General features: G+C 67.8%; 16 protein-coding genes and 1 pseudogene. 10 read left to right on the forward strand and 7 right to left on the reverse strand.

What is annotated here, in order from left to right; genetic code table 11:
• Positions 1-45: 45 nt before the first annotated feature.
• Positions 46-525 (reverse strand): bacterioferritin, encoded by a 480-nt coding sequence (gene bfr / locus L6444_RS14235; protein ID WP_236983540.1) that lies wholly within the window; start codon positions 523-525, stop codon positions 46-48.
• A 317-nt stretch (positions 526-842) separates the two neighbouring features.
• On the opposite strand from bfr, the gene L6444_RS14240 reads away from it, so the two are divergent.
• The gene (locus tag L6444_RS14240) at positions 843-1,031 is read left to right on the forward strand and encodes a (2Fe-2S)-binding protein (protein ID WP_236983542.1); all 189 of its coding nucleotides are present in this window, start codon (positions 843-845) and stop codon (positions 1,029-1,031) included.
• On the opposite strand, the gene L6444_RS14245 is transcribed toward L6444_RS14240, so the two are convergent.
• Genes L6444_RS14245 through L6444_RS14260 form a run of 4 tightly spaced genes read right to left on the reverse strand, consistent with a single transcriptional unit; the run spans position 1,028 to position 3,915 of the window.
• Complete coding sequence (locus L6444_RS14245) at positions 1,028-1,786, reverse strand: enoyl-CoA hydratase/isomerase family protein (protein WP_236983544.1); 759 nt, start codon at positions 1,784-1,786, stop codon at positions 1,028-1,030. The genes L6444_RS14240 and L6444_RS14245 overlap by 4 nt on opposite strands.
• 10 nt (positions 1,787-1,796) lie before the next feature.
• Complete coding sequence (locus tag L6444_RS14250) at positions 1,797-2,237, reverse strand: TIGR03618 family F420-dependent PPOX class oxidoreductase (RefSeq protein WP_236983546.1); 441 nt, start codon at positions 2,235-2,237, stop codon at positions 1,797-1,799.
• Complete coding sequence (locus tag L6444_RS14255; RefSeq protein ID WP_236983549.1) at positions 2,234-2,947, reverse strand: EthD domain-containing protein; 714 nt, start codon at positions 2,945-2,947, stop codon at positions 2,234-2,236. The genes L6444_RS14250 and L6444_RS14255 overlap by 4 nt, the downstream gene beginning before the upstream one ends.
• Before the next feature lie 11 nt (positions 2,948-2,958).
• Positions 2,959-3,915 carry a hydrogen peroxide-inducible genes activator gene (locus L6444_RS14260; protein ID WP_236983551.1) on the reverse strand — a complete coding sequence of 319 codons (957 nt, stop codon included), beginning with the start codon at positions 3,913-3,915 and terminating at the stop codon, positions 2,959-2,961.
• Between the two features lie 102 nt (positions 3,916-4,017).
• Here L6444_RS14260 and L6444_RS14265 point away from each other — a divergent pair, with 102 nt between their 5' ends.
• The 3 genes from L6444_RS14265 to L6444_RS14275 are packed head-to-tail and all read left to right on the forward strand — an operon-like array spanning position 4,018 to position 6,420.
• The gene (locus L6444_RS14265; RefSeq protein WP_236983554.1) at positions 4,018-4,605 is read left to right on the forward strand and encodes a peroxiredoxin; all 588 of its coding nucleotides are present in this window, start codon (positions 4,018-4,020) and stop codon (positions 4,603-4,605) included.
• Positions 4,602-5,138, forward strand: coding sequence for an alkyl hydroperoxide reductase (locus L6444_RS14270; RefSeq protein ID WP_236983556.1), 537 nt, complete (start codon positions 4,602-4,604; stop codon positions 5,136-5,138). The genes L6444_RS14265 and L6444_RS14270 overlap by 4 nt, the downstream gene beginning before the upstream one ends.
• A gap of 16 nt (positions 5,139-5,154) precedes the next feature.
• Positions 5,155-6,420 (forward strand): alpha-amylase family glycosyl hydrolase, encoded by a 1,266-nt coding sequence (locus tag L6444_RS14275; protein ID WP_236983558.1) that lies wholly within the window; start codon positions 5,155-5,157, stop codon positions 6,418-6,420.
• On the opposite strand, the gene L6444_RS14280 is transcribed toward L6444_RS14275, so the two are convergent.
• Complete coding sequence (locus tag L6444_RS14280; RefSeq protein ID WP_236983560.1) at positions 6,413-6,838, reverse strand: DUF1810 domain-containing protein; 426 nt, start codon at positions 6,836-6,838, stop codon at positions 6,413-6,415. The two genes, L6444_RS14275 and L6444_RS14280, sit on opposite strands and share 8 nt — an antisense overlap.
• Before the next feature lie 34 nt (positions 6,839-6,872).
• On the opposite strand from L6444_RS14280, the gene L6444_RS14285 reads away from it, so the two are divergent.
• Positions 6,873-8,105, forward strand: a complete 1,233-nt coding sequence (locus L6444_RS14285; protein WP_236983562.1) for an alpha-hydroxy acid oxidase — start codon at positions 6,873-6,875, stop codon at positions 8,103-8,105.
• On the opposite strand, the gene L6444_RS14290 is transcribed toward L6444_RS14285, so the two are convergent.
• Entirely contained in the window at positions 8,102-8,329 is a 228-nt protein-coding gene (locus tag L6444_RS14290) for a hypothetical protein (RefSeq protein ID WP_236983564.1), read from the reverse strand. The two genes, L6444_RS14285 and L6444_RS14290, sit on opposite strands and share 4 nt — an antisense overlap.
• 180 nt (positions 8,330-8,509) lie before the next feature.
• Here L6444_RS14290 and lon point away from each other — a divergent pair, with 180 nt between their 5' ends.
• The 5 genes and pseudogenes from lon to L6444_RS14315 all read left to right on the forward strand — a co-directional run bounded on the left by lon (position 8,510) and on the right by L6444_RS14315 (position 13,008).
• Positions 8,510-10,831 (forward strand): endopeptidase La, encoded by a 2,322-nt coding sequence (gene lon, locus L6444_RS14295; RefSeq protein ID WP_236983566.1) that lies wholly within the window; start codon positions 8,510-8,512, stop codon positions 10,829-10,831.
• Between the two features lie 43 nt (positions 10,832-10,874).
• Entirely contained in the window at positions 10,875-11,258 is a 384-nt protein-coding gene (locus L6444_RS14300; protein ID WP_236983568.1) for a nitroreductase family deazaflavin-dependent oxidoreductase, read from the forward strand.
• 9 nt (positions 11,259-11,267) lie between these two features.
• On the forward strand, positions 11,268-11,600 hold the full coding sequence (locus tag L6444_RS14305; protein ID WP_236983571.1) for a TfoX/Sxy family protein: 333 nt from the start codon (positions 11,268-11,270) through the stop codon (positions 11,598-11,600).
• 39 nt (positions 11,601-11,639) lie between these two features.
• Positions 11,640-12,278: pseudogene (locus L6444_RS14310) on the forward strand (endonuclease).
• Between the two features lie 4 nt (positions 12,279-12,282).
• The gene (locus L6444_RS14315; RefSeq protein ID WP_236983572.1) at positions 12,283-13,008 is read left to right on the forward strand and encodes a DUF72 domain-containing protein; all 726 of its coding nucleotides are present in this window, start codon (positions 12,283-12,285) and stop codon (positions 13,006-13,008) included.
• Positions 13,009-13,011 lie beyond the last annotated feature (3 nt).

The raw sequence follows: 13,011 nt of genomic DNA on the forward strand, positions 1-13,011 counted from the left end.
TCGCCTTCCGATGCTAGCGGCTCGGAAGGCTACGACACGGGCGCGTCAGCTCGGCGGGCGGGAGACGCACTGCGCGGAGTACAGCTCCTCGCCGAGCTTCTCCATCAGCTCGAGTTGCGTCTCCAGGTAATCGATGTGCGATTCCTCGTCCGCGACGATCTTCTCCAGCAACGTGGCGCTGGTGCTGTCCTGCTTCTCGCGGCACATGATGATGCCGGGCTTGAGCCGGGCCAGCACCTCGTACTCGATGGCCAGGTCGGCCTCGAACTGTTCGCGCAGCGTCTGACCGATACGCAGCGAGAAGATGCGCTGGTAGTTCGGCAGGCCGTCCAGCAGCAGGATGCGGTCGGTGATCGCTTCGGCGTGCCGCATCTCGTCGAACGACTCCGCGCGAGTGTGCTCGGCGAGTTCGGTGAAGCCCCAGTTGTCCTGCATCTTCGAATGCAGGAAGTACTGGTTGATCGCGGTCAGCTCGCTGGTCAACTGCTCGTTGAGCAGCCGTAGTACGTCCGGATCACCTTGCATGATCACTCCTACGGTGAAGGGCTGTCAGGTCAGACCGCAGATGGGCTGGGCTGGAGCGCGTCTGCGGGATGTAGCAGCACTTTTGCGTGCCGCCTACGAATCTAGTGCAGTTCCGGCGAGTCAGGACAGCCTTCATCGCGCCGTCGGCGTGTCCGGCGGGCGCGGGATCGCGGATAGCGTATCAGCGAGTTAGGTTAGACTCCACTAATCGACTTAGGTTAGACTCTGCTAATTATGTGGCACATGGTTATGGCGTTGCCGCCGGCCTCCCCGACCTCGTGGGACGACCGGCGCGCCCGTCCGGCGGGTGTTTGCTGATGTACGTGTGCCTATGTGTGGGAGCCACCAATCAGACTGTGTGCGAGGCTGTCGCGCGGGGCGCGTCGACCTCGAAAGAGATTGCTGCCGCTTGCGGGGCGGGGGCCGACTGTGGCCGGTGCCGGCGGACGCTGCGCGCGATCATCGCCGCCGCCAACCAGCTCGACTCGGCCGCCGCGGTAGGTTAACTCCGCTTTCGTTCGCTGAAGTCCGCCAGCGCTGCGGCATTGGCCTGTGCGCCCATCAACTCGGCGAAGTGCGCGTTCTCCCGGGCCGTCGCCGCCGCGATCTGCGCGCGTAGCGGCTCCATCATGGTGTGCTTGACGGCCATCAGGCTCGGGATGGGGCGGCCGGCCAGGATCTCGGCGTGCCGCCGGGCGTCGGCCAGCAGGTCCTCCGGCTCGCACACCCGCCAGACCAGCCCCATCCGCAACGCCTCGGGCGCGTCGACCCACTCCGAGGACATCAGCAGCCAGGCGGCGTTCTGCCGGCCCAGCAACTGCGGCAGCAGATACGACGACGCGGCTTCAGGGGCCACTCCCAGGCTGGTGAACGGGCATTTCAGCCGCGCGGTCGACGACATGAAGGCCAGGTCGGCATAGCCCAGGATGGTGGTGCCGATGCCCAGCCCGACCCCGTTGACGGCGCAGATGAACGGCTTGGGAAATGCGGTGAGCGCCTCGATGAGCCCACGGAAGCCGAACTTGCCTTCCTGGAAGTCCGGGTCGGTGAACCGGGCCTGCATCTCGGCCAGGTCGGTGCCGGCGCTGAAACCCCGTCCCGCACCGGTCAGCAGCACGACCGCGACCTCCGGATCGGCGGCGGCATCCAAGAGGGCCTGTGCGGTGGCGTCGTAGAGGGCTTCGTTGAAGGCGTTCAACGCCTCGGGCCGGTTCAGGGTCAGGGTGCGTACGCGGTTTTCGTCGTCGATGAGCAGCGTCACGCGCACGAGACTAGCCGTTGCTGTAGACGCGGGTCGGTTCGATCAGCACCACCGCGCGGCGTTCCTTGGCCATGGTTGCGTCGTATTCGTCCCAGTTGTCGTGGGTACCGCCCGCGGCGGAGAACACATCGCGCAGCAGCAATCGCAGCTGATCGTCGGTCAGCCACGGCCGTGAGTCGTCGGGGCCGGCCAGTTCGGCGCGACCCTCGACCGTCGCCCACTGCCAGCCGTTGCGGAACGTGACGGCCAGTTGCGGGCGTACTCGCAGATTGGCCAGCTTCACCTTGCCGTAGGTGGTGAAGCCCAGTACGTGCGCTGCACTGACCGGGTGTCGCAGCAGCCCGACGTTGACCAGGGACGCCTGAACGGTGCCGTCGGCGCGGACGGTGGAGACCACTGCCAGGCCGTGTTCGGCGGCGGCCAGCGCCACCGCCTCGTCGAGTGTGGTCACCGGGACTCCGCTGCGCTGAACGGCGTCTTGATCACGTAACGGCTGGTGGGCACGGTGTCGATGTTCTGGTTGGCGCCGAATGCGCTGGTGCTGGCCACCATTCGGCCCACCCGGTGCTGCAGGTCGGCGTCGTCGGCGGCACCGAAGAATGCCTTGAGGTCGGTGACCGCCTCCACCGGGAACAACTCCTCGACGATGGCGTCGATGTGCGGCGCTTCGGGTGTGAGGGCGCGCACCACCCAGTTCTGGGTGTAGCCGAACGTCGACTGCGTCTCGATGGCCACCGGGGTGTGGTCGAGCTGCCAGCGATCCAGCCAACTCGCCCGGTCCAGGTCGGCGGGCCGGCGTAGCAGCGCGATATTTGCCAAACCTGTTGTGCGCGAGCCTGGTTCGGACACCGGGCCGGGCAGCGGCACCGATTCGGTGACCAGATAGGCGGCCAGCTGTTCGCACTCGGTGGCGAGCAGCCTGAGCGCCTCGGTGACCTGTTGGCCGTAGCACTGCTGCGTCCACAGGCTCACCACCGCGGCCACCGGCGGATCCAGCGTCGTCAGCGTCATCAGCGAGTCGCGTACCGCGCCGTCGCGCACGTTGACGGTCAGGCCGGGCAAGCCCAGCGCCGTCAACTGGTCGGCGACCGGTCCCCGTTGCCGGGCGCACCACTGGTCGTCGGGTTCGGCGCGCCGCAATACCGCAATCACCTTCTCCATAGCGCATGAACCTACAAGCGGCCGCGGGCCCGCTCGTCGACCAGGCGCACCCGGTGCTCGCCGGCGATCAGTGTGCCGATGATCCCGGCTAGCCGGCGGTAGGGCTCCTCGTGACCGCTGGTGGCGCGATAGACCAGACCGATCCGCCGGCCCGGGCGCGGCGCGGCGAAGTGGGCCAGGCCCAGCCGGGTGCGCGCCGTCTCCACCGCCACCGCGCTATGTGGAATCAGCGTCACGCCCAATCCCCCGGCCACGCATTGCACCGCGGTGGCCAGCGACGCGGCCCGGGTGTCGGCCGGCTGCGCCCGGCCCCCGGCCTGGCGGCAGACGTCCAGGGTCTGATCGCGCAGACAGTGCCCCTCGTCCAGCAGCAACAAAGGCAGCTCCGGCAGCGCGGCCGCAGGCACCCTGCGCTTGCCCGACAGCCGGTGTCCGGGCGGCAGCACCAGCACGAAATCTTCGTCGTAGATTGGGATCTCGGCGATGCCGGCGGTTTGCGCGGGCAGCGCGATCAGCGCCGCGTCCAACGCCGAGTCGCCCAGCATACGTAGCAACCGCTCGGTCTGGTCCTCGACCACCTGCAGGGTCAACTCCGGCAGCTCGCCGGCCAGGCCAGCCAGGATCGTGGGCAGTACGTACGGAGCGACCGTGGGGATCAACCCCAACCGCAGCCGGCCGCGCAGTGGATCGGAGGTGCCGGTGGCCGCCCCGGCGAACGCCTCGGCAGCGTCGACCACCGCCCGCGCGAACGGCAGCAGTTCGGCGCCCTCGGCCGTCACGGTTACGCGCCGGGTCGATCGCTCCACCAGCCGGATTCCCAGCCCGGTCTCCAACCCGGCCAGGGCCTGCGACAGGGTCGACTGGCTGACCCTGAGAAGCGTTGCCGCACTGCCGAAATGCTGGCGCTCGGCGACGGCGACAAAGGCTCGCAGGCCGGCCAGCGTAGGCTGAAAACTCTTATCGGGCATACCTATCAATATAGTGCTATATATCACCTTTACTTCAGGTCGCGCCTTGGGCAACATGAGTACAGCACCACATAATCTTGATTCAATCCAAAAAGGAGCGTCATGTCCCTGCTGACCATCGGCGACCAATTTCCGGCCTACCAGCTCACCGCGCTGATCGGCGGCGACCTGTCCAAGGTCGACGCGAAGCAACCCGGTGACTATTTCACCACCGTCACCAGCGACGACCACCCGGGCAAATGGCGCGTGATCTTCTTCTGGCCCAAGGACTTCACCTTCGTATGCCCCACCGAGATCGCGGCCTTCGGCAAGCTGAACGACGAGTTCGCCGACCGCGACGCCCAAGTGCTCGGGGTGTCGGTCGACAGCGAGTTCGTGCACTTCCAGTGGCGGGCGCAGCACGAAGACCTCAAGAAGCTGCCGTTCCCGATGCTCTCCGACATCAAGCGCGAGCTCGTCACCGCCACCGGTGCCCTCAACGCCGACGGTGTGGCGGACCGGGTGACCTTCATCGTCGACCCCAACAACGAGATCCAGTTCGTCTCGGTGACCGCCGGCTCGGTCGGACGCAACGTCGACGAGGTGCTGCGCGTACTCGACGCGCTGCAGTCCGACGAACTGTGCGCCTGCAACTGGCGCAAAGGTGACCCGACGCTGGACGCCGGTGAACTGCTCAAGGCCTCGGCATGAGCATCGAAAACCTCAAGGCGGCGCTACCGGAATACGCCAAGGACCTCAAACTGAACCTCGGCTCGATCGCGCGCAGCACGATTCTCGACGACGAGCGGCTCTGGGGCACCCTGCTGGCCAGCGCCGCGGCGACGCGAAATGCCCGGGTACTGGCCGAAATCGCCGCGGAGGCGGCCGACATCCTGTCGGCCGAGGCCTACCAGGCCGCCCTGGGCGCCGCCTCGATCATGGGCATGAACAACGTCTTCTACCGCGGACGCGGGTTCCTCGACGGGCAGTACGACGACCTGCGGCCGGGACTGCGGATGAACATCATCGGCAACCCCGGCGTGGCCAAGGCCAATTTCGAGCTGTGGTCGTTCGCGGTGTCCTCGATCAACGGCTGCTCGCACTGTGTGGTCGCCCACGAGCACACCCTGCGCGAGGTGGGAGTGAGCCGCGAAGAGGTGCTGGAGGCGCTCAAGGTGGCGGCGATCGTCGCCGGAGTGGCGCAGGCGATCGTGACCGCGGAGACCCTGGCGGCGGTGGGCTGACCGTAGTGTCGTAGGCATGCCGTCCTGGACCGAGCACGCGATCTGGTGGCAGGTCTATCCGCTGGGCTTCGTCGGCGCGTTTCCCGCCGAGCGGCCGCCGGGCCCGGAGGAACACCGGCTGCGGCGGCTGACCGGCTGGCTGGACCATGCCGTCGAACTCGGCGCCTCCGGGCTCGCGCTGGGTCCGGTATTCGCCTCGCGCACGCACGGTTACGACACCACCGACCACTACCGCATCGACCCGCGACTCGGGGATGACGCCGACTTCGACCATCTCGTCGACCAAGCGCACCGCCGGGGTCTGCGGGTGCTGCTCGACGGGGTGTTCAACCACGTCGGCGTCGACTTCCCCCGCTACCGGGATCCGGCGGCGCGGGACTGGTTCAGCGGCGACACCTTCGAGGGCCACGCCGGGTTGATCGGCCTGCACCACGGCAACCCCGAGGTCGCCGACTACGTCGTCGACGTGATGACGCACTGGCTGGACCGGGGCGCCGACGGATGGCGGCTGGATGCGGCCTACGCAGTGCCACAACGCTTCTGGGCCGACGTGCTGCCCCGGGTCCGGGCCAGGTTCGCTGACGCCTGGTTCGTCGGTGAACTCATCCACGGCGACTACGCGGCGGTGGTGACGGCATCCCGGTTCGACTCCGCCACCCAGTACGAATTGTGGAAGGCGATCTGGAGCAGCCTCAACGACGGCAACTTCTTCGAACTCGACCACGCGCTGCAGCGGCACAACACGTTCCTGCAGACGTTCGCGCCGCTGACGTTCGTCGGCAATCACGACGTCACCCGGATCGCGAGCCGGCTGCAGCGTCCCGAACACCTGGCGCACGCGCTGGTGATCCTGCTGACGGTGGGCGGCGTCCCCAGCATCTACGCCGGCGACGAGTTCGGCTTCCGCGGCGTCAAAGAGGAACGCTTCGGCGGCGACGACGCCGTGCGCCCCGAATTCGGCACTCCCCCAATACTATTGGATGCTGCCGGGAAGCAGGTGTGGGAGCTGCACCAGTATCTGATCGGACTGCGGCGCCGGCACGCCTGGCTGCACTCGGCGAGCACCAGTGCGGTCCAACTGGACAACCGGCACTACGTGTATCGCGTCCAGCACGATGCCGACTCGCTGTTGGTCGCGCTCAACATCGACGACGAGCCGCTGCGACTGCCGCTACCGGCGCCCGCCCGGCTGATCGCCGGATCGACGGCGCCCCCCGAGGAGGTCATCGACTCGGTTGTCGAGATCGAAGCCCACGGCTGGCGGATCCTGCGACCTAGCTGAGGTTCAGCCGCTGCAGCGTCAACGGGTCCTGCGCACCGCCGAAGTACTTGTCCAGCAACGCCAGAAAGCCCTCGTTTTCGTTGCCGGCCGCGTGCGCGAACAGGGTCATCGACGAGCGCAACTTGAGATCGTCGGGCCAGCCGAAGATCTGCCCCACCGAACGTCCTTGCACCGCGTTGACCAGCGCCACACACTCCCGCAGCCGGGGACCCAACACCGGGTGTGCCAGATAGGCGCGGGCTTCATCCAGCGAGGCGATGCCGAAGTGAACGGCGGTCGGGCTGCTGCCCAGCCCGCGCAACTGGGGGAACACGAACCACATCCAGTGGCTGCGTTTGCGTCCGGCGCGCAGTTCCTCGACCACGTCGTCATACACCCGCGCTTGCGCGTCCACGAAGCGTTGGAGATCGAAGGCCATAACCTCCACGTCTACACCCTGGTTAGATGACAAGATGGCGGTCAAGCGGCGGATTCCCAAGGTCCGCGATCTGGCGCCGCTGCTGCAATTCCGGCGACCACAGTTCAACCGCACCCAACGCCGCCTGGCCGCCGCACTGACCATCGAGGATCTGCGGCGGATCGCCAAAAGGCGCACCCCGAAGGCGGCCTTCGACTACACCGACGGCGCCGCCGAGGACGAGCTGTCCATCGAGCGCGCCCGGCAAGCCTTCCGCGACATCGAGTTTCATCCGACGATCCTGCGCAACGTCACCAACGTGACCGCCGGCTGGAACGTGCTGGGCCAGCCGGTGGTGTTGCCGTTCGGCATCGCGCCGACCGGCTTCACCCGCCTGATGCACACCGGTGGCGAGATCGCCGGTGCGCGGGCCGCGGCCGCCGCCGGCATCCCGTTCTCCATGTCCACCCTGGCCACCGCCGCAATCGAGGACGTGGTGAGCGCTGTCCCGCAGGGCCGCAAATGGTTCCAGCTGTACATGTGGAAGGACCGGGAGCGCTCGATGGAGTTGGTGCAGCGGGCCGCCGCTGCCGGGTTCGACACCATGCTCGTCACCGTCGACGTCCCGGTCTCCGGTGCGCGGTTGCGTGACGTGCGCAACGGCATGGCCATCCCGCCGGCGCTGACGCTGCGGACCGTGCTTGACGCCATCCCCCATCCACATTGGTGGTTCGACCTGCTGACCACCGAACCCCTGGCCTTCGCGTCCCTGGACCGCTGGCCGGGCACCGTCGGCGAATACCTGGACACCATGTTCGACCCCAGCGTCACCTTCGACGACCTGGCCTGGATCAAGCAGCAGTGGCCGGGCAAGCTGGTCGTCAAGGGCATTCAGACACTCGCGGATGCACGTGCCGTGGTCGACCGGGGTGTGGACGGGATCGTGTTGTCCAATCATGGTGGCCGCCAACTTGATCGGGCACCGGTGCCGTTCCACCTGCTGCCGACGGTGGCGCGGGAACTGGGCCGCGACACCGAGATTTTGCTGGACACCGGCATCATGGCCGGCGCCGACATCGTCGCGGCGGTGGCGCTGGGAGCGCGCTGCACGCTGGTTGGGCGTGCTTACCTGTACGGGCTGATGGCGGGCGGCGAAGCGGGAGTCACCCGCGCCATCGAAATTCTGGAAAGCGGCGTGTACCGCACCATGGCCTTGCTGGGCGTCACCTGCCTCGAGGAGCTGTCGCCCCAGCACGTGACGCAGTTGCGGCGACTGGCCCCGGTCTAGCTGCGCTGGCCGCTGTTGACTCGGCCGGCCAGACCTGAATCGATCCCGCGATCGAATTCGGTCGTCAGGCCGGGCCGCTTTGCGGTGGGGATTTTCGGGCAATCGCAGCCCAGACTGCCGAACGGGTTGGGATGGGTTTCCGCCGGGTCGGCCGACGCCGGTGCCACGCCCAGAGCGAACGAGGCGATTGCAGCGGCGACGGCGACGATCATCTTGCGGATCAAGAGCGGCGTCCCTTCGCTGGTCGAGCTCCGATGGCTGGGCTCAACCAGTCTACGTTCAACTTTCGTTCACCTAGCGTTTCCTAATGATTTTCATATGTGCGTCGTGGCGACCGGGGTCGTCGGGAACAAACCGACCGAACCCTGGGTTGAGTCGAGCAGACTTAACTTTGGGAGGAATTGATGGCTGAAGCCAAATCAGTGCCGGTGTTATTCGTGTCGGACCCGATCGTGCTGCCCGGGATGGTGGTGCCGATCACCCTCGACGACACCGCACGCACCGCCGTCGACGCCGCGCAAGGCAGCGAATCGCGCGAGCTGCTGATCGCCCCGCGGCTGGACGACCGCTACCCCAGCCACGGCGTGCTGGCAAAGATCCTGCAGGTAGGACGGATACCGGGCGGCGGTGGTACGGCCGCCGTGGTGCGCGGTGAGCGCCGGGCTCACATCGGCGCCGGCGTCACCGGATCCGGTGCCGCGTTATGGGTCGAGGTGACCGAAGTGCCGGACACCGAGGTGACCGACGAAATCAAGGCATTGGCTGCCGAGTACAAGAAACTGCTGCTGGCGATGCTGCAGCGGCGCGACGCCTGGCAGATCATCGACTACGTCAACAGCCTGACCGATCCGTCGGCGCTGGCCGACACGTCGGGCTACGCGTCCTATCTGTCCCAGGCGCAGAAGCGGCAGCTGCTGGAAACGGTGGATGTCGCGCAGCGGCTGCGCGTCCTGATCGACTGGACCGGCGCGCACCTGGCCGAGGTCGAGGTCAACGACAAGATCGCCGAGGACGTCCGCGACGGCATGGAGAAGACGCAGAAGGAGTTTCTGCTGCGTCAGCAACTGGCCGCCATCCGCAAGGAGCTGGGTGAGGGTGAGCCCGACGGTTCCGACGACTACCGCGCCCGCGTCGAGGCCGCCGAGCTGCCGGAGAAGGTGCGCGAAGCCGCGCTGCGCGAAGTCGGCAAGCTGGAACGCGCCAGCGACCAGAGCCCGGAGAGTGGCTGGATCCGCACCTGGCTGGACACCGTCCTGGACCTGCCGTGGAACGTGCGGACCGAGGACTCCACCGACCTGGCCGCGGCACGCGAAGTGTTGGACGCCGACCACCACGGCTTGGACGACGTCAAGGACCGCATCGTGGAATACCTGGCCGTGCGTACCCGCCGCGCCCAGCGCGGTCTGCAGGTGGTCGGCGGCCGCGGCTCTGGGGCGGTGATGGTGCTGGCCGGCCCGCCCGGCGTCGGCAAGACGTCGCTGGGCGAGAGCGTGGCCCGCGCGCTGGGTCGCAAGTTCGTGCGCGTCGCCCTGGGCGGCGTGCGCGACGAGGCCGAGATCCGCGGGCACCGTCGCACCTACGTAGGCGCCCTGCCGGGCCGCATCGTGCGTGCCATCGGTGACGCGGGAACGATGAATCCCGTTGTGCTACTTGACGAAATCGACAAGGTCGGTTCGGACTACCGCGGCGACCCCAGCGCGGCGCTGCTCGAGGTGCTCGACCCGGCGCAGAACCACACCTTCCGCGACCACTATCTGGATCTGGATCTGGACCTGTCCGATGTGGTGTTCCTGGCCACCGCGAACGTGGTCGAGAACATCCCGTCGGCGTTGCTGGACCGGATGGAGCTGGTGCAGATCGACGGTTACACCGAGGACGACAAGGTCGCCATCGCGCGGGATTACCTGCTGCCCCGGCAGCGGGAGCGCGCGGCGCTGACCGAGGACGAGGTGACCGTCACCGACGCCGCGCTGCGCAAGATCGCGGCCGACTACACCCGCGAGCCCGGCGTGCGGCAGTTCGAACGGCTGCTGGCCAAGGCGTTGCGCAAGGTGACGACGAAGCTGGCTGCGGACCCGGCGCCGATCACCGTCGACGAGCCCGACCTGGTCGGCTACCTGGGCCGCCCGCGCTTCACACCGGAATCGGCCGAACGCACCGCGGTGCCGGGTGTGGCCACCGGTTTGGCCGTCACCGGCCTGGGCGGCGACGTGCTCTACATCGAGGCCGGCGCCACCGACGGTGAGCCCGGGTTGCAGCTGACCGGCCAACTGGGCGAGGTGATGAAGGAATCGGCGCAGATCGCGTTGTCCTACGTCCGCTCGCACGCCGACGAACTCGGGGTCGATGCCAAGGCGCTGGACCGGCGCATCCACGTCCACGTGCCCGCCGGCGCGGTGCCCAAAGACGGCCCGTCCGCGGGAGTGACGATGGTGACCGCGCTGGTGTCGATGGCCACCGGACGGCAGGTCCGCTCCGACGTCGGCATGACCGGCGAGGTCACCCTGAACGGGCGTGTGCTGCCGATCGGTGGGGTCAAGCAGAAGCTGCTGGCCGCCCAACGTGCTGGTCTGTCAACGGTTTTCATTCCGGCCCGCAACGAGCCGGATCTCGACGACGTGCCCGCCGAGGTGCTCGAGTCGCTGACCGTGCTGCCGATGACCGACGTGGCCGAGATCGTCGCGCAAGCCCTTCAAGCTCAGCAGACCGCATCGGCAGCTGCCTGAGTCAAGCGGCGCGGCGTGGTCCGATCCTGGCAGAATCACCGACATGGCTCAGGATCTGAAGCGTCAGTTCGTGCATCGAGTCCAGCGTTTCGTGGTGAACCCGCTGGGCCGCAAACTACCGGTCACCATGCTGGAAACCACCGGGCGCAAATCGGGTCAGCCGCGGCGCACCGCGGTGGGCGGAGCGGTGGTGGACAACCAGTTCTGGATGGTCTCCGAACACGGGGAGCATTCGGACTACGTCTACAACATCAAGGCCAATCCCGCCGTCCGGGTGCGCATCGGCGGCCAGTGGCGAACCGGCACCGCGCACCTGCTGCCCGACGACGATCCGTGGCAACGGCTGCGAAAACTGCCCCGGCTCAACGGAGTCGGGGTGCGCACCATGGGCACTGACCTGCTGACCATCCGGGTGGATCTGGACTGACCGACCGTCATGGCCTACGACACCGACCTCGCCAACCGGATCCGCGAACTGCTGGCGCAACGACCCGGAGTGGACGAGAAGCAGATGTTCGGCGGTCTTGCGTTTCTGATCGGCGGACACCTGGCCGTCTGTGCCAGCGGACAGGGCGGGCTGATGGTGCGGGTGCCGCGGGAGGACACCGAGCGGCTCCTGGAACGCGCCCACGTCAGCCCGCTGGTGATGGCCGGTAGGCACACCCGGGGTTGGCTGCGGGTCACCGCTGACGGCGTGCGGACCAAACGGCAACTGCAGGGCTGGGTCGAGCGCGGCGCCGACTGCTCGGGCAGCCTGCCGCCCAAGTGATCGGGTTTGCCGGGCGGTCGGCCGGGTACGCCGCGCCGTATGGACACGCCCGAGCGCCGAGCGCGGCGCCTGCTCGACTTGGCCGTCACCACCTACGCCGCTGAGGCGGGCATCCGGATCGCCGACAAGCCGATGCCACTGTTCCAACTGCTGGTGCTGTGCATGCTGGCCAGCAAACCCATCGACGCCGGCATCGCCACGCAGGCCGCGCGCGAGTTGTTCAAGGCCGGCCTGCGCACCCCCCAAAGCTGTGCTCGCCGCCGATCGGCGCACCATGATCGAGGCGTTCGGACGCGCCCACTACGTACGGTACGACGAAAGCTCGGCCACCCGTCTCACCGACATGGCGACCCGGGTCCGGGACGAGTTCTCCGGCGACCTGCGGGAGGTGGCCCGCCGCGCCGACTCCGATACCGCGGCGGCGAAGCGAATCATCAAGGGCTGTAAAGGAATCGGCGACACCGGGGCGGACATCTTCCTGCGTGAGGTGCAGGACGTGTGGACCTGGGTGCGGCCCTATTTCGACGAGCGCGCCACAGCCGCGGCCAAGGAGCTGCAGCTGCCCACCGACCCGGCCGACCTCGCCGGCTTCGCGCCGCGCGCAGCTGCGCGCGACTGGCTGCGGCGCTGGTGCGGGCATCGCTGGACGACGACCTGCGCCGGCGCGTGCTGGACTGAGCCCGTGACAGTGCGGATCGGCACCTCCGGGTGGTCCTATGACCACTGGACCGGTGTGCTGTATCCGCCGGGACTGCCCAGTGCCCGGCGGCTGCGCCACTACGCCGAAGTGTTCGACACCGTCGAGTTGAACGCGAGTTTCTATCGGTGGCCCAAGGATTCGACGTTCGCCGGCTGGCGCGATCAACTGCCCAGCGGATTCGCCATGTCGGTCAAGGCGCATCGCGGTCTCACCCATTACCGCCGGCTGTCCTCCCCCGAAACCTGGATCGAGCGGTTCGAACGCTGCTGGCAGATCCTGGGCGATCGGCGCGGTGTGCTGCTGGTCCAGCTACATCCCGAGCAGCAGCGCGACGACGAACGGCTGGCCGGATTCCTCGCCGGGGTGCCGCCCGCGGTCCGGGTCGCCGTCGAGCTGCGCCACCCCAGCTGGAACGACCCGGCGGTGTTCGCGGTGCTCGAACAGCACCGGGCCGCCTACGTGGTGATGAGCGGTGCGGGGCTGCTGTGCCTGCCCCGGGCCACCACGGATCTGGTCTACATCCGGATGCACGGGCCCGAACCGGCCACCATGTACACCGGTTCGTACAGCGACGCCGAGCTGCGGGACTGGGCCGAACGGATCGCCGGATGGGACGAGCAGGGCCGCGACGTGTGGATCTACTTCAACAACGACATCGGCGGTCACGCGGTGCGAAATGCGTTGTCGCTGCGCGAGATTCTGAGCTGACCG

The sequence above is a fragment of the Mycobacterium kiyosense genome (genome assembly GCA_021654635.1).
In the GTDB taxonomy this organism is placed as follows: Bacteria; Actinomycetota; Actinomycetes; order Mycobacteriales; family Mycobacteriaceae; genus Mycobacterium; species Mycobacterium kiyosense.

What these genes read in the sequence shown, in the direction of transcription:
- bfr (WP_236983540.1), bottom strand. Translation starts at nt 525, where the DNA reads ATGCAAGGTGATCCGGACGTACTACGGCTGCTCAACGAGCAGTTGACC.
- L6444_RS14240 (WP_236983542.1), top strand. Translation starts at nt 843, where the DNA reads ATGTACGTGTGCCTATGTGTGGGAGCCACCAATCAGACTGTGTGCGAG.
- L6444_RS14255 (WP_236983549.1), bottom strand. Translation starts at nt 2,947, where the DNA reads ATGGAGAAGGTGATTGCGGTATTGCGGCGCGCCGAACCCGACGACCAG.
- L6444_RS14260 (WP_236983551.1), bottom strand. Translation starts at nt 3,915, where the DNA reads ATGCCCGATAAGAGTTTTCAGCCTACGCTGGCCGGCCTGCGAGCCTTT.
- L6444_RS14265 (WP_236983554.1), top strand. Translation starts at nt 4,018, where the DNA reads ATGTCCCTGCTGACCATCGGCGACCAATTTCCGGCCTACCAGCTCACC.
- L6444_RS14270 (WP_236983556.1), top strand. Translation starts at nt 4,602, where the DNA reads ATGAGCATCGAAAACCTCAAGGCGGCGCTACCGGAATACGCCAAGGAC.
- L6444_RS14275 (WP_236983558.1), top strand. Translation starts at nt 5,155, where the DNA reads ATGCCGTCCTGGACCGAGCACGCGATCTGGTGGCAGGTCTATCCGCTG.
- L6444_RS14280 (WP_236983560.1), bottom strand. Translation starts at nt 6,838, where the DNA reads ATGGCCTTCGATCTCCAACGCTTCGTGGACGCGCAAGCGCGGGTGTAT.
- L6444_RS14285 (WP_236983562.1), top strand. Translation starts at nt 6,873, where the DNA reads ATGGCGGTCAAGCGGCGGATTCCCAAGGTCCGCGATCTGGCGCCGCTG.
- lon (WP_236983566.1), top strand. Translation starts at nt 8,510, where the DNA reads ATGGCTGAAGCCAAATCAGTGCCGGTGTTATTCGTGTCGGACCCGATC.
- L6444_RS14300 (WP_236983568.1), top strand. Translation starts at nt 10,875, where the DNA reads ATGGCTCAGGATCTGAAGCGTCAGTTCGTGCATCGAGTCCAGCGTTTC.
- L6444_RS14305 (WP_236983571.1), top strand. Translation starts at nt 11,268, where the DNA reads ATGGCCTACGACACCGACCTCGCCAACCGGATCCGCGAACTGCTGGCG.